Annotated in this window: 24 protein-coding genes and 1 tRNA gene; 23 read left to right on the plus strand and 2 right to left on the minus strand. The window is 39.3% G+C overall.

Annotated features, from left to right (window positions below; all coding sequences use genetic code 11):
- The first annotated feature begins 165 nt into the window (after positions 1-165).
- From hprK to V179_RS0123245, 20 genes are all read left to right on the plus strand, one after another.
- Positions 166-1,101, plus strand: coding sequence for an HPr(Ser) kinase/phosphatase (gene hprK / locus V179_RS0123150; protein WP_028393578.1), 936 nt, complete (start codon positions 166-168; stop codon positions 1,099-1,101).
- An 83-nt stretch (positions 1,102-1,184) separates the two neighbouring features.
- Entirely contained in the window at positions 1,185-1,997 is an 813-nt protein-coding gene (gene lgt, locus V179_RS0123155) for a prolipoprotein diacylglyceryl transferase (RefSeq protein WP_028393579.1), read from the plus strand.
- Positions 1,998-2,022: 25 nt separating this feature from the next.
- Positions 2,023-2,967 carry a nucleoside recognition domain-containing protein gene (locus V179_RS0123160; protein ID WP_028393580.1) on the plus strand — a complete coding sequence of 315 codons (945 nt, stop codon included), beginning with the start codon at positions 2,023-2,025 and terminating at the stop codon, positions 2,965-2,967.
- A complete protein-coding gene (gene ppaX / locus V179_RS0123165; RefSeq protein ID WP_028393581.1) occupies positions 2,957-3,601 on the plus strand; it encodes a pyrophosphatase PpaX in 645 nt (214 codons plus the stop codon). Before V179_RS0123160 ends, ppaX begins: the two co-directional genes overlap by 11 nt.
- A 5-nt stretch (positions 3,602-3,606) precedes the next feature.
- Positions 3,607-4,116: an acyltransferase gene (locus V179_RS0123170; protein WP_028393582.1), complete on the plus strand. Its 510-nt coding sequence runs from the start codon at positions 3,607-3,609 to the stop codon at positions 4,114-4,116.
- 388 nt (positions 4,117-4,504) lie between these two features.
- A complete protein-coding gene (locus tag V179_RS0123175; protein WP_028393583.1) occupies positions 4,505-5,686 on the plus strand; it encodes an ATP phosphoribosyltransferase regulatory subunit in 1,182 nt (393 codons plus the stop codon).
- A gap of 16 nt (positions 5,687-5,702) precedes the next feature.
- On the plus strand, positions 5,703-6,308 hold the full coding sequence (hisG, locus tag V179_RS0123180) for an ATP phosphoribosyltransferase (protein WP_220478554.1): 606 nt from the start codon (positions 5,703-5,705) through the stop codon (positions 6,306-6,308).
- A 12-nt stretch (positions 6,309-6,320) separates the two neighbouring features.
- Positions 6,321-7,586, plus strand: coding sequence for a histidinol dehydrogenase (hisD, locus tag V179_RS0123185; RefSeq protein WP_028393585.1), 1,266 nt, complete (start codon positions 6,321-6,323; stop codon positions 7,584-7,586).
- 102 nt (positions 7,587-7,688) lie between these two features.
- Entirely contained in the window at positions 7,689-8,276 is a 588-nt protein-coding gene (gene hisB / locus V179_RS0123190) for an imidazoleglycerol-phosphate dehydratase HisB (RefSeq protein ID WP_028393586.1), read from the plus strand.
- Complete coding sequence (gene hisH, locus V179_RS0123195) at positions 8,277-8,906, plus strand: imidazole glycerol phosphate synthase subunit HisH (protein WP_028393587.1); 630 nt, start codon at positions 8,277-8,279, stop codon at positions 8,904-8,906.
- A gap of 1 nt (position 8,907) precedes the next feature.
- Positions 8,908-9,642, plus strand: coding sequence for a 1-(5-phosphoribosyl)-5-[(5-phosphoribosylamino)methylideneamino]imidazole-4-carboxamide isomerase (gene hisA, locus V179_RS0123200; RefSeq protein WP_028393588.1), 735 nt, complete (start codon positions 8,908-8,910; stop codon positions 9,640-9,642).
- Positions 9,643-10,401: an imidazole glycerol phosphate synthase subunit HisF gene (hisF, locus tag V179_RS0123205; protein WP_028393589.1), complete on the plus strand. Its 759-nt coding sequence runs from the start codon at positions 9,643-9,645 to the stop codon at positions 10,399-10,401.
- Positions 10,398-11,033, plus strand: coding sequence for a bifunctional phosphoribosyl-AMP cyclohydrolase/phosphoribosyl-ATP diphosphatase HisIE (hisIE, locus tag V179_RS0123210; RefSeq protein ID WP_028393590.1), 636 nt, complete (start codon positions 10,398-10,400; stop codon positions 11,031-11,033). Before hisF ends, hisIE begins: the two co-directional genes overlap by 4 nt.
- Positions 11,034-11,205: 172 nt before the next feature.
- Complete coding sequence (locus V179_RS0123215; protein WP_028393591.1) at positions 11,206-12,708, plus strand: tetratricopeptide repeat protein; 1,503 nt, start codon at positions 11,206-11,208, stop codon at positions 12,706-12,708.
- Positions 12,709-12,794: 86 nt separating this feature from the next.
- Positions 12,795-13,745 carry a thioredoxin-disulfide reductase gene (gene trxB, locus V179_RS0123220; RefSeq protein WP_028393592.1) on the plus strand — a complete coding sequence of 317 codons (951 nt, stop codon included), beginning with the start codon at positions 12,795-12,797 and terminating at the stop codon, positions 13,743-13,745.
- Positions 13,746-14,099: 354 nt separating this feature from the next.
- Entirely contained in the window at positions 14,100-14,558 is a 459-nt protein-coding gene (locus tag V179_RS0123225) for an NUDIX hydrolase (RefSeq protein ID WP_028393593.1), read from the plus strand.
- A 29-nt stretch (positions 14,559-14,587) separates the two neighbouring features.
- A complete protein-coding gene (gene rapZ / locus V179_RS0123230) occupies positions 14,588-15,490 on the plus strand; it encodes an RNase adapter RapZ (RefSeq protein ID WP_028393594.1) in 903 nt (300 codons plus the stop codon).
- On the plus strand, positions 15,480-16,451 hold the full coding sequence (locus V179_RS0123235) for a gluconeogenesis factor YvcK family protein (RefSeq protein WP_028393595.1): 972 nt from the start codon (positions 15,480-15,482) through the stop codon (positions 16,449-16,451). The genes rapZ and V179_RS0123235 overlap by 11 nt, the downstream gene beginning before the upstream one ends.
- 448 nt (positions 16,452-16,899) lie before the next feature.
- Positions 16,900-17,853, plus strand: coding sequence for a DNA-binding protein WhiA (gene whiA / locus V179_RS0123240; RefSeq protein WP_028393596.1), 954 nt, complete (start codon positions 16,900-16,902; stop codon positions 17,851-17,853).
- A 16-nt stretch (positions 17,854-17,869) separates the two neighbouring features.
- Complete coding sequence (locus V179_RS0123245) at positions 17,870-18,127, plus strand: HPr family phosphocarrier protein (protein ID WP_028393597.1); 258 nt, start codon at positions 17,870-17,872, stop codon at positions 18,125-18,127.
- Between the two features lie 293 nt (positions 18,128-18,420).
- On the opposite strand, the gene clpP is transcribed toward V179_RS0123245, so the two are convergent.
- On the minus strand, positions 18,421-19,029 hold the full coding sequence (gene clpP, locus V179_RS0123255) for an ATP-dependent Clp endopeptidase proteolytic subunit ClpP (protein ID WP_028393598.1): 609 nt from the start codon (positions 19,027-19,029) through the stop codon (positions 18,421-18,423).
- A gap of 298 nt (positions 19,030-19,327) precedes the next feature.
- Between clpP and V179_RS0123265 the strand changes: the two genes are divergently transcribed.
- Positions 19,328-19,399 (plus strand) — tRNA-Arg (locus V179_RS0123265).
- 145 nt (positions 19,400-19,544) lie between these two features.
- Here the strand turns inward: V179_RS0123265 and V179_RS0123270 are convergent.
- Positions 19,545-20,819 (minus strand): MFS transporter, encoded by a 1,275-nt coding sequence (locus V179_RS0123270; protein ID WP_028393600.1) that lies wholly within the window; start codon positions 20,817-20,819, stop codon positions 19,545-19,547.
- Positions 20,820-20,997: 178 nt separating this feature from the next.
- Here V179_RS0123270 and V179_RS28585 point away from each other — a divergent pair, with 178 nt between their 5' ends.
- Both V179_RS28585 and rpoN read left to right on the plus strand, forming a co-directional pair.
- Complete coding sequence (locus tag V179_RS28585) at positions 20,998-21,930, plus strand: LysR family transcriptional regulator (protein WP_034302354.1); 933 nt, start codon at positions 20,998-21,000, stop codon at positions 21,928-21,930.
- Positions 21,931-22,334: 404 nt separating this feature from the next.
- On the plus strand, positions 22,335-23,660 hold the full coding sequence (rpoN, locus tag V179_RS0123280) for an RNA polymerase factor sigma-54 (RefSeq protein WP_028393601.1): 1,326 nt from the start codon (positions 22,335-22,337) through the stop codon (positions 23,658-23,660).
- The last annotated feature ends 10 nt before the right edge of the window (positions 23,661-23,670 follow it).

Consider the following 23,670-nt stretch of genomic DNA (forward strand, 5'->3'; position numbering starts at 1 on the left):
TGTATATGTCGCTAAGGGTCAACCCTTTTCAATAAGGGACATCCTCTTTGTATTTTTGTAATTGAGTGATTTTACAAAAGCTTTGTTTGGATATTAGTAGAAAAATGCTAAAATAAAGATTACCTTTATAAGAGAAATAATTTAACTCCAAGGGAGGCTAACAATATGGCAAAAGTACGTGTGAAAGATTTGATAGATACATTCAATCTTGAATTAGTCAGTGGAGAAGAGGGGATTAATCGTCCTATTATAACAAGTGACCTTTCTCGGCCTGGTTTAGAAATTGCAGGTTTTTTTGATTTTTATCCCGCAGAGAGAATACAGCTACTTGGAATGACAGAGATGTCTTTCTTTGAAAAGCTAAGTGCGCCTGAAAGAACGAGCAGAATGGAAAACCTATGTCGGGATATTACACCTGGAATTATTATTAGCCGTGCACATGAGGTTCCAGAAGAGTTAATTATTGCGTCTGAACAACAGTCGGTCCCGGTGATGCGATCCAGTATGAAAACAACCCGGCTATTTAGTCACTTAACTAATTTTCTGGAAAGTAAACTTGCTCCGACAACAGCTGTCCATGGGGTATTGATAGATATTTATGGAGTCGGCGTGATGATCACTGGAAAAAGTGGAGTTGGTAAAAGTGAGACCGCGCTTGAGCTAGTAAAACGAGGCCATCGTTTAGTTGCGGATGATTGTGTGGAGATTCGTCAGGAAGATCAGGATACCCTAGTTGGTAATGCTCCTGAACTGATTGAGCATTTATTGGAAATTCGCGGACTGGGTATTATTAATGTAATGACCTTGTTTGGAGCAGGTGCCGTAAGAAGCAATAAGAAAATTTCACTCGTTATCAATCTAGAGCTATGGGAAAAAAATAAGCAATATGATCGGGTCGGTCTTGATGAGGAAAAAGTGAAAATCATTGATACTGAAGTGACGAAATTAACGGTTCCTGTTCGACCAGGAAGAAACTTAGCAGTTATTATAGAGGTGGCTGCGATGAACTTCCGTTTGAAAAGAATGGGCGTCAATGCAGCGGAAATCTTCTCAAGCCGGTTGAACAATACTATTTCTGGGGGCGGGCACGAAGAATTTTAAGTGATCCTTCATCCAAGTAAAGGTTATTCGATGAAATCAGTAATTTTAATGAAAATTTCTTAGAATAGAAAAGAGGGAATGTGATGGAGCAAGATATACAGCCGTTAAATCCTATTGCTTTTGATTTAGGTTTTCTGGAAGTGCATTGGTATGGAATCATTATCGGAGTTGGTGTTCTTCTAGGTTTGTTTATTGCCACTAAGGAAGCGGACAGAAGAGGAATTGGTAAGGAAACTTTTGTCGATATGATCCTGTTTGCTGTTCCAATAGCGATTATTAGTGCTCGAATTTATTATGTCATTTTTCAATGGGATTATTATTCGCAAAATCCGGGCCAAATCATTCAAATTTGGAACGGTGGAATCGCTATTCACGGTGCAATTATCGGTGCAGTTTTAACCGCTATTGTTTTTTCGAAAGTTAGAAAACTATCGTTTTGGAAGCTTGTAGATGTAGCTGCTCCTAGCCTTTTATTAGGGCAAGCTATTGGGCGTTGGGGGAATTTTATGAATCAGGAAGCGCATGGCGGTGAAGTGACGCGTGCCTTTTTAGAAAATCTCCATCTACCTAATTTTATTATTAATCAAATGTACATAGAGGGGACTTATTATCATCCGACATTTTTATATGAGTCGCTTTGGAACTTATTGGGTGTAGCGGTATTACTAATATTAAGAAGGTCGAATTTGCGCAGAGGAGAGATCTTTTTAAGCTATGTCATTTGGTATTCAGTCGGCCGATATTTCATTGAAGGCTTGCGGACGGACAGCTTAATGTTGACAGAAACACTACGAATTGCTCAAGTTATTTCCATTGTATTAATTGTAGTGGCGATCGTTCTTTGGGTTTACAGAAGGGTTCGGGGCTACTCCGATAAAAAATACTTAGAGGCATAATGAGCGAATTGGGGGTGAGGAGGTAGTGATTGGCCATTCGGTGAAAAAGGGATTACTGGTAGGATTACAAACTACTTGGACACTTGGTAAAGTGATTTTTCCGGTTACATTGATTGTATCCGTTCTTCAATATACACCGGTTTTACAATGGATCATCGATTTCATTGCTCCTTTTATGAATATGATTGGATTGCCGGGTGAAGCTGCAATTCCTCTTGTATTAGGTAATTTTTTAAACTTGTATGCAGGAATTGCTGGGATTTTAACACTTGATTTATCGGTGAAAGAAGTTTTCATTGTTGCTATCATGTTATCGTTTAGTCACAATTTATTTATTGAATCTGGTGTTGCAGTGAAGGTCGGTGTAAAGCTTTGGGTTATTTTAACAGTTAGAATCGGCTTAGCTTTATTGGCTGCTGTTATGATTAATCTAGTTTGGCATGGTGGATCAGAGCTTGCCAAATACGGGTTTGTTAGTCCTGCTACAGCGGAAATTAACGGTGTATGGGCGATTTTACTGAATGGATTGGAACGGGCTGCATCTGGGGTAGTACAATTAGCTTTCATTGTTATTCCATTAATGATTATTATGCAGATTATGAAAGATTTGAAGTGGTTGGATGTTATGTCGAAAGCTTTGGCACCATTTACAAAAATTCTCGGAATGAAGCCTAATACATCGATGACGATGGTGGCAGGTCTCACTATCGGATTGGCGTATGGTGCTGGTGTCATGATCCAAGCTGCTAAAGAAGACAATGTAAGTAAAAAAGATATGACGCTTGCTTTTATTTTTCTAGTGGCGTGTCATGCTGTAGTTGAAGATACATTAATCTTTATTCCGCTTGGGATTCCGGTTTGGCCGTTGTTGGTTATCAGGCTTACAACAGCCATACTGTTAACGATGATTATCGGGATGATTTGGAATCGATCGGAGTTTTCACAAAGGAAGGAAGCATATGAACAGTAATATTACAACTTTGTTATTTGATTTAGACGGAACATTAATTAACACCAATGAATTAATCGTTGCTTCATTTTTGGATACATTAAATCATTATTATCCTGACCGCTATAAACGTGAGGATGTTATTCCTTTTAATGGTCCGCCGCTAATTGATACATTTCATAGTATTGATCCAAACCGTGCAGAAGAGATGGTGACTCATTATCGAAAGCATAACTGGGAACATCATGATTTGTTAGTCACGGAGTTTGACGAGGTTTATGAAACAGTAAAAACGTTGAAGGAGAGCGGCTATAAATTAGCGATTGTTTCAACAAAAATCCATGCTGTTGTGATGAAGGGCTTGCAGTTGACAAAGCTGGATGAATTTTTTGATGTGATTGTTACACTAGATCATGTGAAAAAAGCAAAACCGGATCCAGAGCCAGTTCAGCAGGCATTGGCTTTATTAGGTTCGTCGCCTGAAGAATCGATCATGATTGGAGATAACTATCATGATATATTGTCTGGACAAAATGCCGGGACAAAAACAGCAGGAGTAGCTTGGTCGGCAAAAGGCAGAGAGCATCTTGAGCAGTACAATCCCGATTATATTCTCGAGAAGATGTCAGATTTAATCACGATTTTAGAGGGGTAAGCCTTATGAGGCGAACAACAAGGTACCCGGTAGAAGATGCAAACTCACTTTGGCATGTCTATAAAACGGTTCCTTTTTGGAAAGTTGTGAAGAATTTTAGCGTGATTCAGATTGCTAGATACACACCTTTCTTAGGAATGAAAAACTGGTTGTATCGAGTTTTTTTGAGAATGAAGGTTGGCGATCAAACTTCATTTGCACTTATGGTTATGCTGGATTGTATGTTTCCTGAAAAAATTACAGTCGGTAGAAATTCAGTTATTGGCTATAACACAACCATATTAGCACATGAATACTTAATTAAGGAATATCGACTTGGGGAAGTTGTGATTGGCAATGAAGTCCTAATCGGTGCTAATTCAACGATTCTACCAGGTGTTGTCATTGGCGATGGGGCGATTGTGTCGGCAGGTACACTTGTGCATAAAGACGTACCGGAAGGCGCATTTGTTGGCGGGAACCCTATGCGCATCATTTATACGAAAGAAGAAAGAGCGAAGCAATTGGAAATTTGAATCGAATAGATAACTAATATCCAAGGACCAGACCTTGCACACTACACAGTTCAAAGTGGAATAACCACTCCATTTGAACTACAAATAGTGAGTGCAAGGTCTGGTCTTTTTATTATGGGAAATGGGGTCTGACCCCTGCGGGAAAGTGCACAAACCTATGATTTATATGGGGGATTTGGCATGTGAGGGAAGTTGGGAAATAGGGTCTGACCCTAAAATATTATGCTTGACGTGGTGCTATTTGGAAGGTAGAATATTGATAACTTCAATTCGGTAGTATGGTAGTGAACTAAAGTATTTTGTTTTATCTGTATTTTCAGATGTTTTATTTTGGGTGGTTATGCGAAAATGAATAAGAGTGGAGATAATTCTTAAAGGATGTGTTGATGTGACCAAGCCGTTTATGTTTGAAAAGCCATTAGGCATGCGAGATACGCTTCCCTTGTTATATGAAACGAAAGCATCGGTAAGAAATCGCATGAGTGTTGAGATTAAAAGGTGGGGGTATCAATTTATCGAAACACCTACTTTGGAATATTATGAAACAATCGGAGAGGCTTCAGCGATCTTAGATCAGCAGTTGTTTAAATTGCTGGATCAGCAAGGGCATGCCCTTGTTCTTAGACCGGATATGACTACACCAATTGCCCGAGTTGCAGCATCTAAGCTATTAAAGCAGCAAATCCCACTCCGCCTTGCATATTCAGCCAATGTGTACCGGGCTCAGCAAAGAGAAGGTGGTCGCCCTGCGGAGTTTGAACAGATAGGGATCGAACTGATCGGTAATCCATCAATTAGTGCTGATGCAGAAATCATTTCATTGCTTGTAGATGTGCTAAAAGCTACAGGTCTAAAAGATTTCAAAATAGCAATTGGACATATTGGTTTTCTACAGGAATTATTCATTAGTATTTTAGGAAATGAAGAACGAGCAGCGGTATTACGAAAATATTTATATGAAAAAAACTATGTTGGCTATCGTGAGCATGTGAAATCATTGCCTTTATCGTCGATTGACAAGCAGCGATTAATTGATTTCGTTAGCTTAAGAGGTGAGGAGAATACATTAAGTCAGGCTGCTACTTTGCTTGAGCGTGAAACAGGAAGAGAAACTCTGCAAGATTTGAAAGAGTTGGCCGTGCAATTAAAGGAATTTGGAATCGAGGAGTTTATCACTTTTGACTTAACGCTAGTCAGTCATATGAGTTATTACACAGGTACACTTTTCGAAGTATATGCTAATCAAGTCGGTTCCCCAATAGGCAACGGAGGCCGATATGACAGCTTGCTTGAAAAATTCGGTTGGAACACATCTGCCACCGGATTTGCCATCCGAATGGATCGCTTAACCGAAGCGTTGGGAGAAATAAAAGAAACAGAAACTACGGTATGTGTCGTATTCAGTCCAGAACGGAGAAAAGAAGCGTTAATATTTGCTAAGGAAAAGCGTGAACAAGGGATTAACGTAACGATTCAAGAAATTAACGCATTAGAGAACGTTGATGCATTTACTAAGGCGTTTCATGAGGTTCATTTGTATATCGGAAATGGAGGTGTAAGAAGTGAATAGCTTTCTAACCATTGCGATGCCTAAAGGCAGAATTTTTGAAGAAGCGGCAGATTTATTACGCAAAGCAGACTTCCGACTCCCTCCAGAATTTGATGATTCTCGAAAACTCATTTTAGAAGTAGAAGAAGAGAATTTACGATTTATTTTAGCAAAACCAATGGATGTGGTCACCTATGTGGAGCATGGTGTTGCGGATGTCGGAATTGCAGGGAAAGATGTTATGTTGGAGGAAGAACGGGATGTCTATGAATTGCTGGATTTGAAAATAAGTACTTGCTATTTAGCGGTAGCTGGACTTCCCAATACAAAAATTAGTGATATTACGCCGAAAATAGCCAGTAAATATCCAAACGTAGCTTCCAGTTATTTTCGTGAACAAGGTGAACAAGTAGAAATTATTAAGTTGAACGGATCGATTGAACTAGCACCTTTAATTGGTCTCGCGGAAAGAATTGTTGACATTGTGTCGACGGGCCAAACTTTAAAGGAAAATGGCCTTGTGGAATATGCAAAAATTGCCGATGTGACATCGAGATTAATTGCAAATCCTGTGAGCTATCGAATTAAAGAAAAGAGAATTTCGGAAATTGTTGATCGGCTTGCAAAAATAGTAAATCAGTGAGGAGGTGGAGTGATGAAGATAGAGCGTTTTACAGAAGGGACCTCATTAAAGCGTTCGGTAGATTCAGGAACGGCTGACCAACGTAAGGCGGTACAAGAGATCATCTATGAAGTTAGAAAATCTGGAGATGAAGCGGTTGCTCGCTATACAGAGCAATTTGACCGAGTAAAGCTTGAACAATTTGCCGTTTCAATCGAGGAAATAGATGGAGCGGCAAATGAACTAAGCGCTTATGAGAGATCGATCATTGAAGAAGCAGCGGTAAATATTCGTTCCTTTCATGAAAAGCAGTTAAAAAATTCGTGGATTTCTACAGATGAATCAGGAACAATGCTTGGACAAAAACTAACTGCAATTGATGCAGTCGGTGTGTACGTACCAGGGGGAACTGCTGCGTATCCGTCATCGGTATTGATGAATGTGATTCCAGCAAAGGTAGCTGGTGTCGAACGCATCGTAATGGTGTCTCCTCCAGGCAAGGATGGTAAACTGTCAAATTCGGTTTTGGCAGCTGCAAAAATTGCTGGTGTTACAGAAATCTACCGAATTGGTGGAGCGCAAGCAGTTGCGGCACTTGCATATGGCACGGAAACAATAGCAAAGGTCGATAAAATTGTTGGACCAGGAAATATCTACGTAGCGTTAGCAAAGAGAGAAGTGTTTGGAGATGTAGCGATCGATATGATTGCTGGACCAAGTGAGATTGCAGTCCTCGCTGATGAAACAGCCATTGCCGCAGAAGTAGCAGCAGATTTACTGTCACAAGCAGAGCATGATCCGAGAGCTTGCAGCGTGTTGGTCACTATAGATGAGACCTTAGCTAATGAGGTAGCAAAAGAAGTAGAAAAGCAGTTGGCGATGCTTCCGAGACGAGAGATTGCTGCAGCGTCTATTCGGGATTATGGGAAGATTATTGTGTGCGAGGATATGAATCAGGCCATTCAAGCGGTTAATACACTAGCACCAGAGCATCTTGAAATTATCACGAAAGATCCACTTGAAGTAATGGCTCAAGTACGCCATGCTGGCGCTATTTTCTTAGGAAGATACAGTACGGAGCCAGTCGGTGACTACTTTGCTGGACCAAACCATGTACTTCCGACAAATGGCACTGCCCGTTTTTCAAGTCCGTTAAATGTGGATGATTTTCAGAAAAAATCAAGCATCATCATGTACAGTCAAACGGCCTTTAGGAAAAATGCAGAAAAAATTGCAGCCTTCGCACGACTTGAAGGCCTCGAAGCCCATGCCAGAGCTGTGGAATCACGTGGGAAATAGGGTCTGACCCCTAAATGAATCACTTAAAGCGTTAATCTATCAAGGTTTATACAAGGAAAATAAATTTGGGAAATGGGGTCTGACCCCTAGGAGGAGGTTCGTATGGAGCGTGTTGGTAGTGTTGTGAGGAAGACTGGTGAGACGGATGTGAAGCTTGCGTTTACGGTGGATGGTGAGGGAATATCTCGAATTGAAACAGGTGTGCCATTTATGACACATATGTTGGATTTATTTACGAAGCACGGTCATTTTGATTTGACGGTTGATGCACAGGGAGATATTGAGGTAGATGATCATCATACGACAGAGGATATTGGGATCTGTCTTGGCCAAGCGTTGATTGAAGCCCTAGGTGACAAGCGTGGAATTAAACGTTACGGAAATGCATTTGTGCCTATGGATGAGGCGCTGGCGCAGGTTGTTGTTGATCTTAGCAACCGTCCGCATCTAGAATTTCGTGCCGAGTTTCCATCACAGAAGGTTGGCACATTTGATACCGAGCTTGTTCATGAGTTTCTTTGGAAATTGGCACTTGAAGCTCGTATGAATCTGCACGTAATTGTTCATTACGGTCAAAATACGCACCATATCATCGAGGCGATATTCAAAGCCCTCGGTAGAGCTCTTGATGAAGCAACGACAATCGATCCACGTGTTAAAGGCATTCCATCAACGAAAGGGTTGTTATAAATGATTGGCATTGTCGATTACGGCATGGGGAATTTGTTCAGTGTTAGTAAAGCACTCGAACGGTTACAAACAGAGTTTATTATTTCAGATGATCCTGCCGAACTGGCAAAAGCCGATGGAATCATTTTACCAGGAGTTGGTTCGTTCAGGGATGCAATGATGTTACTCGAGCGTAAGAAATTAGCTACTTTTCTAAAAAATCACGTAGATAACGGTGGATTTTTATTAGGAATTTGTCTAGGAATGCAATTACTATTCGAGGAAAGTGAAGAAAATGGACCTGCAAAGGGTCTGTCACTTCTACCAGGTAAAGTCGTACGGTTTTCTGGTAGAGATTCGAAAAATAATGCTTATAAAGTTCCGCATATGGGCTGGAACAAGCTAACTTTTTACAATCATTCTCCTCTTTTAAAAGGACTTGAAGAGGATTATGTATATTTCGTTCATTCATACTTCGTGGTGACAAATGAAACGGAGGTAGTGGCTGCATCTGCTAAATATGATGTGGACGTGCCGGCGATCGTCGCGAAGGATAATGTTTTCGGTATGCAGTTTCACCCGGAAAAAAGCGGTTCGATGGGGATGTCCCTATTAAAAAATTACTTGTCACTAGTGAAGGGGAGGCAATAATATGTCTAATTTCACAATTTACCCTGCCATTGATATGCGCGGTGGGAAATGTGTCCGTTTAATTCAAGGTGATTACAATCAAGAAACCGTGTATGGCGATTCTCCGTTTGACATGGCAAAAAGCTTCGCCGATCAAGGAGCAGAATGGATACATATGGTTGATCTCGATGGAGCAAAGGCAGGGAGTAGAATCAATGATTCATATGTGATTCAAGCAGCGCAAAAGCTCGGAGCTAGCATACAAATTGGTGGTGGAATCAGGACTGAAGCAGACGTAGTCCACTATCTCGAAGGTGGAGTTGAACGAGTCATCCTCGGTAGTGCAGCTGTTTCTGACCCGGAATTCACCAAAGCTATGCTTAGTAAATATGGCAAGCATATTGCAATCGGCATCGATGCAAAAGACGGTAAAGTCGCAACGCACGGCTGGCTCCAAACATCAGAAACAACAGCGATCGACCTCGGCAAGGCTTTAGCCGATTGCGGGGCAGAAGTGTTTATCGTTACAGACATTGCAACAGATGGCATGCTTTCTGGTCCAAATGTGGAAGGAATTGTTGCAATGGCAGAAGCAACTGGTAAAGGCGTTATTGCTTCGGGTGGTATAAGCAGCCTACAAGACCTTATCACATTAAAGGAATATCAAGCTCATGGGGTTATTGGAGCTATTGTTGGCAAAGCGATCTATACAAATCGATTCACAGTCAAGGAAGCATTAGAAAAGGTGGGAGATTAAATGCTGACTAAACGTATTATTCCGTGTCTGGACGTGAAAGAAGGCAGAGTGGTGAAAGGCGTTCAGTTCGTATCTTTACGAGATGCAGGAGATCCGGTCGAACTTGCTGCGTTCTATGACCAAGAAGGAGCCGACGAACTAGTATTCCTTGATATTTCTGCTTCACATGAAGGACGGGAAACAATGGTTGATGTGGTAAGGGCTGTTGCTGGAAGTCTGGCTATCCCATTTACTGTTGGCGGCGGCATTAATTCTTTAGAAGATATGAAACGAATTCTTCGGGCAGGAGCGGATAAAGTGTCACTAAACACATCGGCCGTCCTACGTCCGGAATTAATTACAGAAGGAGCAGATTACTTCGGTTCACAATGTATCGTAGTCGCTGTTGATGCGCGTTGGGACGAAACGCTCGGTTCTTGGCGTGTCTATACACATGGAGGCAGACGAGCGACAGATTGGGAAGTCATTGCTTGGGTAAAAGAAGCGGTAAACCGAGGCGCTGGGGAAATCCTTCTCACTAGTATGGATAATGATGGTGAAAAACAAGGCTTTAATCTTGCTTTGACAAAAGCGGTGAGCGAGTCAGTTTCCGTTCCAGTTATTGCGTCTGGAGGAGCAGGGAGTGCCGCTCATTTTGAAGAAGTCTTTACAACAGGAAAAGCAGATGCAGCGCTTGCAGCCTCGATTTTTCATTATAAAGAAACGTCCGTTAAAGAAGTGAAAAGCTTTTTAAAACAGAAGGGTGTTGTTGTTAGATGAAACAGCAGATAAAATTTGATGAAAAAGGCTTGATCCCCGCTATCGTTCAGGATGCCGTAACAGGAGAAGTGTTGACCCTAGCGTATATGAATGAAGAGTCATTGCAACTCTCCATGGAAAAGGGTGAAACTTGGTTCTTTAGCCGCACGCGTAATGAGCTATGGCATAAAGGAGAAACAAGTGGAAATATACAAACCATTACCGAAATAAAATACGATTGTGACCAAGATGCGCTGATTGTTAAAGTGAATCCGTCTGGTCCAGCTTGTCATACCGGTACGACAAGTTGTTTTACTGAAACATTATTTGAAAACAGAAACACAAATTTCCAAGCAAAACCTGATGCGAACTTCTTATTACAATTAGAAAAACTGATTGCAACGAGAAAAGAAACAATGCCAGAAGGTTCATATACAACCTATTTATTCGAAAAAGGCGTCGATAAAATTTTGAAAAAAGTCGGCGAAGAAGCAGCTGAAGTTATTATTGCCGCAAAGAATCGAGACCACGATGAACTTTCGCTTGAATCCGCTGACCTGCTGTATCATTTGTTCGTCTTACTGCAAGAACAGGAACTGCCATTTGCAGATGTATTAGCTGTATTACAGCAAAGACATGCTAAAAAAGAATGAACGAAAAATGAGAAAGGTATTAGATACTTTTCTCATTTTCATGTCTAGCCAACAAAATCATAGAACAATCATTTCTATTTTAGGTAATGTTGTTTGCTATTGCAACGAGATGCCAAGGTTCTTCCAATATGTTATAATACGTAGGTTAAACAACTACTAGATGGAGGATTCCATGGGTAAAGAATCTAAAATGAATAAACAAGCTAAAGTTTTCTCCTTTCATCCGACGGGAGAATATTACTTTACAAAAGGTTTAAAAGCTTATCACAGACGTGATTTATATAATGCAAAAAAATTTCTTATCCGTGCTTTTGAATTGGAACCAACAGAACCGATGATTGCATGTCAGCTAGCAGTTACTTGTACAGAAATTGGTGAATATAGTTATTCAAATAATCTACTTGAAAGCATTCTTAATGACATGGACCCATGTATGACAGAATGCCACTATTTTCTAGCGAATAATTATGCCCATCTTGGAATGTTTAAGGAAGCGTATCGCCATGCGAGTGCTTATTTGGATAAAGAAGAAGATGGAGAGTTCACAGAAGACGCGGAAGATCTTCTCGATTTAATTACATTTGAATCTGATGAAACAGAAGAAAGTTTGATTCATCAAGATGGCTTGATTTACCAACAAGAAAAGGCTCGTGAATGTTTAGAAGCAGGTAACTTCGAAAAAGCGGTTGAAGTGTTAAAGGAAACCATTAAAGAATACACAGAATATTGGTCTGCGTATAATAATTTAGCACTCGCTTATTTTTATCTTGGAGAAATTGACAAAGCGTTTGAAACGTTAGAGGAAGTACTGGAAAAAAGCCCAGGAAATTTACATGCACTATGTAATCTATTAGTTTTCCATCATTATCAGCAAAGTGAAGATAAGATAAATGCACTGGTCAAGACTTTGGAAAAGGTCCGCCCTATTTTAATGGAGCACCGTATTAAACTAGGTTCTACATTTGCTTTGGTTGGGCGATATAATCTGGCGTATAAATGGTTGAAGCAGCTCCAAAAGCAAGGACACGAAGGGGATGATACCTTTTATTATTGGTTAGCTGTGTCTGCCTATCAAATAGGTAATGAGCAAACTGCTGAGAAGGCCTGGAAAAAGGTATTAGAATTAAACCCTGAAAAAGAAGGACTTGAGCCATGGGGAGATATGAATGCATCACTTCATGGGTTTGAGGATCATTTGCCTTCGATCTTGAAACGCTTCGAAAGTGATTATTTAGAGGAACGAATCTTTGCTCTTTTTTTAACCAAGCATTCGATTAAAAAGGATCATATTCTAAAACATCCAGCTCTCTGTAATAACCCGCTTCTTACGGATTTTGAAAAAGAATACCTGGAACTAGTTGAAATGCAAAAGTTGAATCGAGAGAACTCAGCAATTGAATTTGCCGATCAAACGGCTGAAATTTTGTATGCGCACTTCCACCCCATTCAGCTAATGGAGGCAGGCCTATATTTAACCTGGTTTTCGGTGTTTGTAGAAGCAATGAAGAATGAAATTAAACTTGTGAATCCAACAGGTTGGGCTGCAGCCGTTGAATATTCTTGGTATAGATTGCGTAATGAAAAGAAAAGTCAGCAGGAAATTGCCGCTAAACATTTTATTTCAGTTTCTACTCTTGGAAAATACGTTAAATTAGTAAATAGCTTGCTTCAGTGAGCATAAATTTGGACGTATTTTTATTTGTTATATAGGATGTAGTATATAGGGGATATTAAATGTAATGATAATCGGGAGTGAATACTATGACTGAGGAAAAAATATATGATGTAATTATTATCGGTGCTGGACCGGCTGGAATGACTGCGGCTGTTTATACCTCTCGTGCGAATTTGCAAACATTAATGATTGAACGTGGAATACCAGGTGGTCAAATGGCTAATACGGAAGAAGTGGAAAATTATCCAGGGTTCGAGACGATCTTAGGACCGGAACTTTCAACAAAGATGTTCGATCATGCCAAGAAATTTGGAGCCGAGTATGCCTATGGTGATGTGAAAGAAATCATCGATGGCGAAGAGTACAAAACCGTACTCGCTGGCTCAAAGGAATATAAAGCAAAAGCAATCATTCTATCATCAGGTGCAGAATATAAGAAAATTGGCGTACCAGGTGAGAAAGAATTAGGCGGACGCGGGGTTTCATATTGTGCGGTCTGCGATGGTGCATTCTTTAAAGAAAAAGAATTATTCGTTATTGGTGGGGGCGATTCTGCGGTTGAAGAAGGCGTTTATTTAACTCGTTTTGCTTCCAAGGTTACGATTGTACACCGCCGCGAGGAACTTCGTGCTCAGAAAATTCTTCAAGATCGTGCGTTTGCTAATGAAAAGGTTAATTTCATATGGAACCACACCTTGAAAGAAATTCATGAGAAAGATGGGAAAGTAGGCAGTTTAACGCTCGTATCGACTGTGAATGGAGAGGAACAGGAATTAAATGCGGATGGTGTGTTTGTTTATATCGGCATGAATCCTCTATCTAAGCCTTTCGAAAACCTAGGTATTACAAATGAAGGCGGATATATTTTGACAGACGATACGATGGAAACGAAAGTACCTGGCATCTTTGCAGCCGGGGATATTCGTGAAAAAACGCTACGTCAAATTGTTACTGCTACAGGTGATGGTAGCATTGCCGCTCAAAGTGCCCAACATTATATAGAAGTTCTAAATGAAAAGCTAAAAGTAAAGTCATGAATTTTTTACAATTCGTAATTCTGTTTTAATCATGTTGTAACATGGGCGCAACATCTTTTAGGTATAGTAAGGGTAGTAATTGACCCCCTTTTATAAAATATTAACTAGTGGATGGCACAGATGTTTACGTCTGTGTCTTTTTTTTGTCTAGGATAAGGATTGAAGACAATTTCCTGATTCTTGTTCATTGTAGCCCGTATCTAAAAATAGTATAATAGAAGTTAAACAAATATATTGTCTAAATAATTTCTTTTGCTGTGTGTAGCTCTACATAGCGAAGAGTTGATATATTTCCATTTATAAATTTATGTATAACAGTCAAATGCTGGATTAGAGTCGATTGAGGTGAAGGACGTGCAACGTGTCACAAATTGTGTGTTAGTAAGGGACAATAAAACACTTCTTTTAAAAAAACCGAGAAGAGGTTGGTGGGTTGCTCCTGGGGGCAAAATGGAACCTGGTGAATCTGTTCGCGATGCCTGTATTCGGGAATATCGGGAAGAAACAGGCGTATATTTAAAAAACCCGGCAATTAAAGGGATTTTTACGTTTATTATTAAAGAAGGCGAAAAAGTTTTAGAAGAGTGGATGATGTTCACTTTTTTCGCTACAGAATCAGACGGAATTAACGTGGATTCATGCGAAGAAGGAGACCTAAGCTGGGTTTCAATTGGTGATTTGAAGGATTTGCCAATGGCTGAAGGAGACTACCACATTTTGGATTATATGGTTCATGGAAGCGGAATCATCTATGCCACTTTTACGTATACACCTGAATTCAAGTTGCTATCATATCGGCTTGATCCAGGTTGAATAATATAGAAAACTTTGGGGGGATTTCATTGGGAACAGGACCAATCGGTGAAACGCAATTAGTCATAATTACAGGGATGTCTGGAGCTGGGAAAACGGTTGCCGTTCAAAGTTTTGAAGATTTAGGCTTCTTTTGTGTTGATAACTTACCTCCCACGTTATTACCCAAGTTTCTTGAATTAATGAAAGAATCTGGAAATAAAATGAATAAAGTTGTATTGGTTATGGATTTACGCGGGAGGGAATTCTTTGATCATTTATTTAAAGCATTAGATGACTTAGCGGAAACATCCTGGGTAACTCCAAAAATCCTTTTCCTTGATGCGGATGATGAAGTACTTGTACGTCGCTACAAAGAAACAAGACGTACGCATCCACTTTCACCATTAGGTCTTCCACTTGAAGGGATTCAAATGGAACGTGGCTTATTAGAAGAGTTAAAGGGTCGGGCGCAGATCATTTATCAGACATCGTCCTTGAAGCCGAGGGAATTACGAGAAAAAATCTTAACGGAGTTTTCAGTAAACAAAAAACCGATATTTACTGTCAATGTCATGTCTTTTGGATTTAAGCACGGTATCCCAATTGATGCGGATCTTGTTTTTGATGTTCGCTTTCTACCTAATCCATTTTATATCGAGCATATGCGACCAAAGACGGGTTTGGATGAAGAAGTATCGAGCTATGTATTGAAATGGGGAGAAACACAGAAGTTTTTAGAGAAACTGATTGATTTGCTTGTGTTCATGCTTCCTCATTATAAGCGGGAAGGGAAATCTCAACTTATTATCGCGATCGGATGTACAGGTGGTCAGCACCGTTCCGTTACGCTTGCTGAGTATCTAGCTAACACTTTCCGGAATGAATATGTTACTCATGTTTCTCACCGTGACATAAAGAAGATTATTAAGGAGAAGAGTAATGCCAAATGAAATTGATCAGCCAAGAGTAGTTGTCATTGGGGGAGGTACAGGTCTTCCAGTGTTGCTTCGCGGACTGAAGAACTATCAAATCGATATCACGGCGATTGTTACAGTTGCGGATGATGGAGGTAGTTCTGGTAGGATTCGTGATGAAATGGATATTCCTGCCCCTGGTGATATTCGGAATGTTCTTGCTGCGCTATCGGATGTGGAGCCACTTGTTGAACAAATGTTCCAGCATCGATTTGCAAGTAAGAATGAACTAGCGGGGCATTCGCTCGGGAACTTATTGTTAGCTGCTATGACCTCAATTACTGGCGACTTTGTCCATGCAGTTCAGGAAATGAGCAAAGTTTTGAATGTAAGAGGAAAAGTTTTGCCATCAGCTAACCAAAGCGTAGTTCTTCACGCTGAGATGGCCGATGGAATGATCGTAAGCGGTGAGTCGAAGATTCCGTTTTCTGGTAAAAAAATCAAGCGCGTGTTTCTTAGCCCTGAAAAAATTAAACCGCTCCGAGAAACAATCCAAGCCATCAAGCAAGCTGATTTAATTGTCATCGGACCAGGTAGTTTATATACAAGTATTCTGCCAAACTTATTAGTACCGGGTATTGGTGAAGCGGTTTGTCAATCACAGGCGAAGAAAGTATATATTTGTAACCTTATGACTCAAGCAGGGGAAACACAAGATTATACAGCTAGTGACCATATTCAAGCGATCTACTCTCATATGAATTGCTCATTTATCGATTGTATTCTTGTAAATAATCAAGAAATCCCACGAAATGTACAAGATCGCTATAAAGAAGAATTTGCAAAGCCGGTTGTTTTTGATGTAGAAAGTTTGGAAAGACTTGGAGTTAAGATTGTTCAAGGGCAAATTTTTAATTTTGAAGGCAACTCAATTAGGCACGATACAAAAAAAGTAGCGCGTATGCTATATCAAATGTTAGTAAATGAAATAAGGTGAAACTTCCATCAGTAGGGCATTGGTCCCCCATTGATGGTTAGTCCCGTTCTAGTATCGCTAATATCTCCGCTTCCGCGTAGATAAAGCGATACTACGAACCCGATTGGTTCAACTAAACCTCTGCTCACGCATCGGTAAGTTTCACTGTATCTCACCAATCGGGCTTTTACGGGCAGTTTGTCCCCAAACTACCTTTCTTTGTTTCTCACGAACTTTTAGGGGGGCCTACTGCCCGTTAAAGCGGGATAAATTCAAGATTCATCTAAGTTTTAATAATGAGTTTTATTGTCTAACCTTACACCTGCAACACTTGGGGCATAAGAAATTAGGATTTCCTTTAATGTTTGCCTTAGGCCTGTTCAATGATTCCCTTTAGAGTCTGGTAAAAGATTTTTTGTAGGAAAAGGACAGGACAGGTGATGGTTTTTCTGATTGGAGGTGGGAATCCGTGTCTTTTGCTTCGGAAACCAAAAAAGAACTTACAACACTAGAAGAAAAGGATTGCTGCGACAAAGCTGAATTATGTGCTCTGATTAGAATGAATGGATCGCTCTCGTTTTCGAATAAAAAGCTTGTAGTTGATATTCAAACAGAAAATGCAGCGATTGCTAGAAGAATCTATACGCTTTTAAAGAAAAGCTACGATGTGCAAATGGAATTGCTAGTCCGTAAGAAAATGAAGTTGAAGAAAAACAATGTATACATTGTTCGTTTATCTTCTGGAGGACAGGAAGTACTGTCTAACTTGAAAATTGTCGGTGAAGGATTTGAATTTTATCATAATATTGCACCAGAGCTCATTGCGAAGAAGTGCTGTAAACGTGCTTACTTAAGAGGTGCTTTTCTAGCAGGTGGTTCAGTCAACAATCCGGAAACATCGTCTTACCATTTAGAAATTTACTCGATTTATAAAGAGCATAATGATGCACTTTGTGAATTGATGAATGTATTTGACCTCAAGGCGAAGACTCTTGAACGAAAAAAAGGCTATATCACCTATTTAAAAGAAGCTGAGAAAATAGCGGAGTTCTTGAATATTATTGGTGCCCACTCAGCGTTATTACGGTTTGAAGATGTTCGGATCGTTCGTGATATGCGTAATTCCGTGAATCGTCTTGTAAACTGTGAAACGGCAAACTTAAACAAAACAATTGGTGCCTCTTTAAGGCAAGTAGAAAATATACGATATATTAATGAAACAGTTGGTCTGAGTATTTTACCAGACAAACTTCGTGAAATTGCGGAACTGAGAGTGGCTTATCAAGATGTTACCTTAAAAGAGCTTGGGGAAATGGTTTCAGGTGGTAATATTAGCAAATCGGGCATCAATCACCGCTTGCGAAAAATAGATGAAATTGCTGATAAATTGAGAGGCGGCGCAGGATTCGTAGCCCAAAAATAAAGAAGGAGGAAAATATATGGTTGAGAAGCAAGTGGAGGTCCGCCTGAAGACAGGTCTTCAAGCGAGACCAGCTGCCTTATTTGTACAAGAAGCAAACCGATTCAAATCAGATGTATTCCTTGAAAAGGATGGAAGAAAAGTAAATGCAAAAAGCATTATGGGTCTGATGAGTCTTGCGATTGGGTCAGGAACGATGATTCAGCTCATTGTGGATGGAAGAGATGAAGAAGAAGCCATTTTTGCCCTGCAACAATTTATTGAACAAGAGGCGTAATAAATGATCAATCAAACAACGGAAATTATTGAAGTTGTTATGATGAAGGTGCTTAGAAACATGTTCGTTTTCCAGGTAAAAAGGTAGAACTTTCCTTTCTTACTGCAAAATCACATGTGCTAGGCATCTTTTTGTGTGTATATTCAAATTCACAGGAACGTATGAACTTAAAAAGGAGTGTACCCCAAAAAGGGTCAGCCATCACAACATCTAAAAACAGTATAAAATACGTGTATGAAACACGACATACTGATTTAGAGTGCGAAGTCTGACCCTTATGGGACACACTTAAATTATTTATCTAGACTTTTCTTAACATCATCAATACGAGTGATGACTTTGTCGATTAATCCGTATTCTAATGCTCGGTCAGCAGTCATGAAGTTATCGCGATCTGTATCTCTTTGAATCACTTCTAATGATTGACCTGTACGCTCTGAAAGAATTTGATTTAATTTATCTTTTAAGAATAAGATACGTCTAGCAGCAATTTCAATTTCAGTTGCCTGACCTTGTGCACCGCCTAATGGTTGGTGAATCATTACTTCACTGTTTGGAAGAGCGAAACGTTTTCCTTTTTCACCAGCTGCTAGTAGGAAAGCGCCCATAGACGCGGCCATTCCGATACAAACTGTTGAAACTTGAGGTTTGATATATTGCATGGTGTCATAGATTGCCATTCCGGATGTAATGCTTCCACCTGGGCTATTAATGTACAATGTAATATCTTTATCAGGATTTTCTGCCTCTAAGAATAACAATTGAGCTACAATTGAATTTGACACATTATCATCAATTGCGCTTCCAAGCATGATGATTCTGTCTTTTAATAGGCGGGAATAAATATCATATGCACGTTCCCCGCGACTAGTTTGTTCAATAACTGTAGGAATTAAATTCATGCTAATTTCCTCCTCTTAGTAAAAGTTATTTCTGGTAAGTAAATCCTTAATATATGTATGATACACTTTATGGTCAATTAAGGTCAAACAAAACAAATCAAAAGAAAGATGTTTCGTTCGACAAAAACCAAAAAGCTGTTTCTTTAGCTCATATATAGTATCTTATTTGGAGCTAAGATGCCTGGGTTCATTTCTACTTTATCCATACTACCCAAATTTCTGCATTTTAAAACGTAATACCTCTTGCAAACAACGTTAAACTGACCTATAATGAAATTTGTTGAAAAAATTATGCCATGCCCTCGTGGTGCAACGGATAGCACGTAAGATTCCGGTTCTTGAGATGTGGGTTCGATTCCTGCCGAGGGCGTCATTTAATCAAAGAGTTCCTATGTTTGTATGATCTGTATACAAACATAGGAACTCTTTTTGTTGAGTGCTTTTCAATTGTGGTTACCACGTAACGAATAACACATAATGGAGGGCAAAAAGCAGTTTTAGCTTTCTATGAATTGTTATATATTCATTATTCCTTCTTTTGTTAATTGACTTGAACGTTGTTTCTTAATAATAATGACAAATAAGCTTGCTAATAAACAAAAAACGCCTGCTAAGAAGAACGCCCAAGTATAAGTGTTGAAAAATTTATAGATTAGACCCCCTCCATATGCCGCTGCTGCAGCACCTGCCTGATGTGATGCGAAAATCCAACCATAAATAATTCCACTTTTCTTTGTACCGAAAATTTGTCTTGAAATGCTAATAGTTGGTGGAACAGTCGCAATCCAATCTAATCCATAAAACACAGTAAAGATAACTAACATAGTCATAGAACCTTCATTTAATGCATAAGGAAGTAATACAAGTGAAGCCCCTCTTAAACCGTAGTACCAAAATAATAGCCATCGATTATCGAAACGATCTGACAGCCAACCGGATAGAGTTGTTCCTACTAGATTAAAAATTCCCATAAACGAAAGAATTGAAGCCGCTGTAACTAAAGGTACTCCAAAACTAATACAGTAAGAAACAAAATGTGTTCCAATTAATCCGCTCGTTGAAAGCCCGCAAATAAAGAAGCTCCCAGCTAATAACCAAAATTCCTTTACTTTTACAGCGCTAAATAAGCCGTTGAACGCTGCGACAATAGGATTTTCCTTCTGACTTTCATTGCTCTCTTGTGTTTCTTCCTCAAGTCCATATGGAAGAATTCCAACATCTTTCGGTGTGTTTTTCATGAATAAAAAGATGATTATAAGCATAAAGAAAATGAGGGTCATAATTAACCCAATCGCAAAACGCCACGAATAATTTTCTATAATAGCGGCTAAGACAGGTAGTAGAATTAACTGACCTGTAGCTGTACTTGCCGTTAATATCCCTACTGCAAGGCCTCTTCTTTTCTCAAACCAATGATTCGCCACATATGGACTTAATACAGTTAAAAAAAGACTTGATCCCAGCCCAATAATCAAACCCCAAATGATGATCATCTGCCATGATTGATTCATAAAGAATGTTAGTGTGATACCTGACAGCAAAGTTGCCATAGAAATTATCATCATTTTCTTTAAGCCAATCACATTAAGTAAGGCCGCCATAAACGGACCTGATATCCCATATAAAAACATGCTAATTGCAAAAGCTAGTGCAATAACAGAACGGTCCCAGCCAAATTCATTTTCGAAAGGATTTATGAAAACCCCAGATGATGACATCACAATTCCCGATACAATAATGGAGCAAAATGTTATGGCAAGAATAAACCAGCTATAATGTATACGTTTCAAAACTTAACCATCTCCGTTGTCTTCATAATAATATCCTCCTGTTTTCTATTGTTCTTAATATTAACTCATAAATAATTATCAGTAAAATTGAAATTTTTGAAGTTATCCATTGATTTTCTTGATAATATAGAAGTACGAGTAAAATAAAAGTACGAGTAAAATAAAAGTGGGTGAAATGATGGAAATACGCCATTTTGTTACGTTTAAAACAGTTATTGAAACGGGGAGCTTTACACAAGCAGCTGAACATTTAGGTTACACTCAATCCACGGTAACTTCTCATATTCAGGCACTTGAAGAACATTTAGGAGCACCTCTGTTTGATCGGATGGGTAGAAAGATAAGATTGACTGATGTCGGCAAGAAGTTGTTGCCCTATACTCAAGAGATGTTAGATACCTATGGAAGGATCAAAAACATTACCAGCGATGGAGAGGATATGAGAGGGGAGTTAAAGATTGCTGCTCCAGAATCTCTAACGGTATACCGCTTAGAACCCATATTAAGTGAATATAGAAAGAAGTTTCCTCATGTAAGCATCAGTTTAAGTAATGCCACCTGCGGTGATAACAAAAAAGCAATACTTAATGGTAGTGCAGATATTGCATTTGTCATGTTGCCACAGTTGCAGGATTCAGATTTGATCGTCCGTCCGTTGTTGGACGAACCTATTGTCCTTGTTGGAAGTCCTGACTGTTCGCTGAATATTTTAGATAAAAGCTACGAAAATCAAAAGATAAGCGAGTGTATCATTACGAATGAGAAAGAATGTAGTTATCGAACGATGTTTGAAGAATACCTTGGGGAACGGAGAATCGTACCTTCTCACACGATGGAGCTTTGGAGTATAGAAGCGATGAAACGTTGTGTGATGAGTGGGCTTGGTATTGCTTGTTTACCGTTAATGACAGTAAATGATGAAATCAAGGAAGGAAGGTTAAAAGTTATTCCCTGCGTTGGTGACTTTAAACAAATTTTCTCCCAAGTCGCTTATCACAAAAACAAGTGGATTTCCCCAGCTTTATCTATGTTTATCGATATTACGTTGAAACATGCAAGAAACTGGTCGTGTGCGGAGACTACTTGTTGTGAAGAAATTATGAAGGTTTAGATTCAAACCAATGGGTGCTTTGAATTTTTAAGCTTGAGGGATAGTATACATCCGCAAGCTTATTCTATCCTAACTACTACACGATAGGCTTATCATGTTTAGAAATTTTATGTTACCAAATGCTTGTAGCATACCCTAATCCATTTGGGTAGCTACAAACGTGCCCTCGTCTACAACTGTGATTAGTTTGATATCTGTTCTTGATGGTGCGATCAATGGGAAAATAGTCAACAACAATGGAGTTGACATGAAAGCATTGTAGGTTCAAAGGAAGTAGCTTCATTTCTCATCGTGTTTTAAGTAACAGGACAGCAAGTATTTTTTTTAAAAAAAGTAAGCGTTTCCACTTGTTTCGCTATTCACTTTTGAATTCGTGGTGTAAAATGGTAAGGGGAGGGGAAAGTATGGAAATGAAGCCGGGACTCTATCAACACCAGATTATGAAAATGACAATGACGCAGGAATTAAGTCAGGCTATTGCGTTGCTTCAGTATTCGAATCAAGAATTGCTAGAATATTTAGAGACAAAATGGCTGGAAAATCCATTGTTAACCATTGAATCTTCAACAGTATCCCATGAGATTCCAAGAAAGCCATTGAAAAGAAATCAAGTGAAGAATACAGGGAGATCTACGAATTGGATTGAACAAATTGGTGAAGAAGCACCTTCTCTTGAGAACCATTTGCTCTCCCAAATTGATTCAGCTACTTTTAAGAAAATGGAATTGAAATCGTTTATCCATCTTATTCGGAACATTGATGAAAATGGGTACTTGAGGATTAATGTAGAAGAAGCGGCTGTTTCAATTGGGATTTCTGAAAGCGCTCTATTAAAGTCCTTGGATATTCTGCAACAACTTGAACCTTACGGTATTGGTGCCAGAAGCCTTCAAGAATGCCTGCTTATTCAAGTCTGTCAAGCTGGAGAGAGACCGTTAGCGGAAACGTTGCTTCGTACATACTTTATGCCATTTGTTGATAAAAAATGGAAAGAGATTTCGAGAAATCTTGGGGTTACATTAAAAGAAATTCAAGATGAATTTGATTATATACAAACATTAAATCCGCGTCCTGGAGCCATTTTTTCTTCTGAGAAGTCGAGTTATATTGTTCCAGATGTTGTTGTTAAATATCAGGATGGACAGCTTGTGGTCGGTCAGTACGAAGGTGATACACTCCAACTTCATGTGAATGAATCTTATTTACGAAAAATGAAGGACCATCAAGATCCGACTGTAAATCGCTTTTTACAAGAAAAATGGCAGGAGTATCAATGGCTGTCTAAAGGAATTCTTCAGCGAAAAGAAACCGTCTTACACGTTATGAAAAAAATTGTAGAGAAGCAGCCTGAGTATTTTTTTCGTGGTATGGGCTTTCTTAAACCGATGACGATGAAAGAGATTGCCGATGACCTTGACATTCATGAGTCGACCGTTAGTCGTGCGGTCCGTAGCAAATACGTCCAAACTGCATTTGGAACGGTAGAAATGCGCTCTTTCTTTAGTTCTGCTCTTCAATCAACAGAACAAGAAGATGTATCAGGTACAAAGGTGAGAAAAGCATTACAGACAATTGTAGAGCTTGAAAATAAACAAAAACCACATTCTGATCAAGAACTTGCGGAAATTCTAAAAAATGAGCATGGTTTCGTTCTTTCACGTAGGACGGTAGCTAAATATCGTGATCAACTTGGAATTCTATCCTCAAGTAAACGGAAAAGATATAAGTAAAAAAAGGATG

The sequence above is a fragment of the Bacillus cihuensis genome (assembly GCF_000504145.1).
GTDB lineage: Bacteria > Bacillota > Bacilli > Bacillales > DSM-1321 > Peribacillus > Peribacillus huizhouensis.

Excerpts from the sequence above, each read along its gene's own strand:
- hprK (WP_028393578.1), top strand. The coding sequence starts at position 166 with ATGGCAAAAGTACGTGTGAAAGATTTGATAGATACATTCAATCTTGAA.
- lgt (WP_028393579.1), top strand. The coding sequence starts at position 1,185 with ATGGAGCAAGATATACAGCCGTTAAATCCTATTGCTTTTGATTTAGGT.
- ppaX (WP_028393581.1), top strand. The coding sequence starts at position 2,957 with ATGAACAGTAATATTACAACTTTGTTATTTGATTTAGACGGAACATTA.
- V179_RS0123170 (WP_028393582.1), top strand. The coding sequence starts at position 3,607 with ATGAGGCGAACAACAAGGTACCCGGTAGAAGATGCAAACTCACTTTGG.
- hisG (WP_220478554.1), top strand. The coding sequence starts at position 5,703 with ATGCCTAAAGGCAGAATTTTTGAAGAAGCGGCAGATTTATTACGCAAA.
- hisD (WP_028393585.1), top strand. The coding sequence starts at position 6,321 with ATGAAGATAGAGCGTTTTACAGAAGGGACCTCATTAAAGCGTTCGGTA.
- hisB (WP_028393586.1), top strand. The coding sequence starts at position 7,689 with ATGGAGCGTGTTGGTAGTGTTGTGAGGAAGACTGGTGAGACGGATGTG.
- hisH (WP_028393587.1), top strand. The coding sequence starts at position 8,277 with ATGATTGGCATTGTCGATTACGGCATGGGGAATTTGTTCAGTGTTAGT.
- hisA (WP_028393588.1), top strand. The coding sequence starts at position 8,908 with ATGTCTAATTTCACAATTTACCCTGCCATTGATATGCGCGGTGGGAAA.
- hisF (WP_028393589.1), top strand. The coding sequence starts at position 9,643 with ATGCTGACTAAACGTATTATTCCGTGTCTGGACGTGAAAGAAGGCAGA.
- hisIE (WP_028393590.1), top strand. The coding sequence starts at position 10,398 with ATGAAACAGCAGATAAAATTTGATGAAAAAGGCTTGATCCCCGCTATC.
- V179_RS0123215 (WP_028393591.1), top strand. The coding sequence starts at position 11,206 with ATGGGTAAAGAATCTAAAATGAATAAACAAGCTAAAGTTTTCTCCTTT.
- trxB (WP_028393592.1), top strand. The coding sequence starts at position 12,795 with ATGACTGAGGAAAAAATATATGATGTAATTATTATCGGTGCTGGACCG.
- V179_RS0123235 (WP_028393595.1), top strand. The coding sequence starts at position 15,480 with ATGCCAAATGAAATTGATCAGCCAAGAGTAGTTGTCATTGGGGGAGGT.
- V179_RS0123245 (WP_028393597.1), top strand. The coding sequence starts at position 17,870 with ATGGTTGAGAAGCAAGTGGAGGTCCGCCTGAAGACAGGTCTTCAAGCG.
- clpP (WP_028393598.1), bottom strand. The coding sequence starts at position 19,029 with ATGAATTTAATTCCTACAGTTATTGAACAAACTAGTCGCGGGGAACGT.
- V179_RS28585 (WP_034302354.1), top strand. The coding sequence starts at position 20,998 with ATGGAAATACGCCATTTTGTTACGTTTAAAACAGTTATTGAAACGGGG.
- rpoN (WP_028393601.1), top strand. The coding sequence starts at position 22,335 with ATGGAAATGAAGCCGGGACTCTATCAACACCAGATTATGAAAATGACA.